This is a genomic window from Candidatus Similichlamydia epinepheli (assembly GCF_003056015.1).
The window spans coordinates 1-2607 of record NZ_PPEU01000093.1; the positions used below are offsets into that span (position 1 = coordinate 1).

1 protein-coding gene and 1 pseudogene are annotated in these 2607 nt (G+C 39.8%); one reads left to right on the plus strand and one right to left on the minus strand.

Annotated elements, in window-relative coordinates; all coding sequences use genetic code 11:
• Window positions 1–2404, plus strand: a 2404-nt coding sequence (locus GCCT14_RS04355; protein ID WP_108624380.1) for an ATP-dependent Clp protease ATP-binding subunit, incomplete at its 5' end; no start/stop codon positions are given.
• On the opposite strand, the pseudogene GCCT14_RS04360 reads toward GCCT14_RS04355, so the two are convergent.
• Window positions 2401–2607: pseudogene (locus GCCT14_RS04360) on the minus strand (dUTP diphosphatase); the annotation flags it as partial. The gene GCCT14_RS04355 and the pseudogene GCCT14_RS04360 overlap by 4 nt on opposite strands.

The window sequence follows — 2607 nt, forward strand, 5'->3', positions numbered from 1 at the left end:
CGAGTTCGCGACTGAAGAGGCCTCTAATCTGAATCACAACTATGTTGGTACAGAACATTTGTTGTTAGGCCTTGTTAAACAGAGTAACGGAGTTGCTGTACAAGTTCTTGAAGCTTTGGGAGTTAGGATTAAAGATCTAATTCGTGAGTTATTAAAAGAATTAGAAAACTTCAACCTTCAGCTTCCTTCATTGGGTTTCCTTGGCCCAACTTCCGGATCATCTATTCCAGGAACTGGCGTTCTAGGATCTCAAGGAAAAGCAATGAGCGGAGGTGGTACTCCCAGAGTTGGTCATGTAGGAGAAAAGATTCCTGCATTGAAGGCTTATGGTTACGATTTAATCGAAGCGTATCAAGCAGGAAAAATGGATCCTGTAATTGGTCGTCAAAAAGAAGTAGAACGTTTGATCTTGATTCTTTCCCGTCGTAGAAAGAACAATCCTGTACTTGTTGGTGAAGCTGGAATTGGCAAGACAGCAATTGTGGAGGGTTTAGCTCAAGCCATTGCTAAAAATGAGGTCCCCGAACCTCTGGTAAAGAAGCGGTTGATTGCTTTAGATCTTGCCTTAATGTTAGCAGGAACAAAGTATCGTGGTCAGTTCGAAGAGCGAATTAAGGCTGTAATGGAGGAAATTCGTCGATGTAAGAATGTAATCATATTCATCGATGAGATTCATATCATTGTTGGTGCTGGCGCGGCAGAGGGTGCAATTGATGCGTCTAACATTTTGAAACCAGCTCTTTCTCGTGGTGAGATTCAATGTATTGGTGCAACAACAACTGATGAATATCGAAAGCACATCGAAAAGGATGCAGCACTTGAAAGGCGCTTCCAAAAAATGATGATTCTTCCTCCAGGAATAGAAGAAACAGTTGAAATTATTTTTGGTCTTAAAGGCAAATATGAACAATATCATCGTTGTGAATACACTATAGAGGCTGTTCGTGCTGCTGTTGATCTATCAGAACGATACGTTCCTGGCAAATATCTTCCGGATAAAGCGATTGATTTATTGGATGAAGCTGGTGCAATGCAGCGCATTATTGCCTCTAGTGAACGTTCTCCTATTTCTGGATATGAGTACGAAAAAGAGCTGAAAGTTATTCAGAGGCAGAAAGAATTAGCAATACAGAATCAAGAGTACGAGAAAGCTGCTTCGTTACGAGATTCAGAAAAGCAAATGAAAGAGCAGATGAGCAAGGCTCAAGAAGGTGTAGTTCTTGATGAAGAGTCTAAGGTTTGCGTAGACGCTGACTCCATCGCTTGTGCTGTTTCAAAATCAACTGGAGTTCCACTTTATCGTCTCCGTGAAGAAGCATGGATGACTGTATCAAGGATGAGACAATCAATAACGAATGAACTTATCGGGCAGGATGAGGTTGTTGATGCCGTTTGTCGTGCTGTCAAGAGAAGTTATGCCGATATTAAAGATCCAAAAAGGCCAATAGGATCTTTTTTATTTTTAGGGCCTACTGGGCTCGGGAAAACTCTTCTAGCAAAGAAAGTTGCGTCTAATTTTTTTGGTGGAGAAGACTCTCTCATACAAGTAGACATGTCAGAGTACATGGAAAAATTTGCTGTGAGTCGAATGACAGGTTCTCCTCCTGGTTATGTTGGACACGAAGAAGGTGGTCAATTGACAGAGCGTGTACGGCAGAGACCATACTCTGTTGTGCTATTTGATGAAATTGAGAAAGCTCATGGAGATGTAATGGATCTACTTCTTCAAATTTTAGAAGAAGGTAGATTAACCGATTCTTTTGGTAGACAAGTAGATTTTAGAAATACAATCATCATTATGACTTCTAATGTTGGTGCTGATCTGATTAAGAAATCTGCTGCAGTCGGTTTTTCAACAAGCGATCATCATCTCGACTATGATGTGATGAAATTACAAATTCAAACGTCTCTTAGAAAGATCTTTAAGATTGAGTTCCTCAATAGAATTGACGAAACTTTGATCTTCCGTCTGTTCTCACACGAAACTCTGCTTCAAATCGTCGATCTTGAAATGAGTAAATTATGTCAAAGAGTGCTTGCACGAGGTGTAAGATTAACTTACACCAATTCAGTTCGTGAATTTCTAGCAAAAAGGGGATTTGAACCTGAATTAGGTGCACGTCCTTTGCGAAGGACCATCCAGATCCATGTTCAAGATCCTCTATCTGAATTCATTCTTTCTAAACTGCAAGAATCAAATGGTGTCATTCGAGATATTGAGGTCTTTGTCTCAGAAGAAAATAAAATATGTTTAAGGGAAATAGAAAAAGAGACATTTACTCAATCACAAACAGAAGAATGTAAAGTAGAGATAAATGAAACAGGTGAAGAGACTAGTTCTTTGCCAAATTCAACAGCTGAACCTCAAACTCAATTAGAAGAAGGCAAAATATTAGGAGTTTAAACGCCAGTGCTGCCAAATCCTTTATCTCCTCGACCAGTGATGCTGAGCTTGTCATGTGCATAGCAGTCGAATTGTAAAGTATCAATGCAGACAACTTGTGCAATTCTCATACCAGAACTTACTAAGAATGAGTTATCGCTTATGTTGTGAAGTGGCACTTTAAGAATGTGAACTCCTTCTGTAATCACTATTGGCGCTCCTAG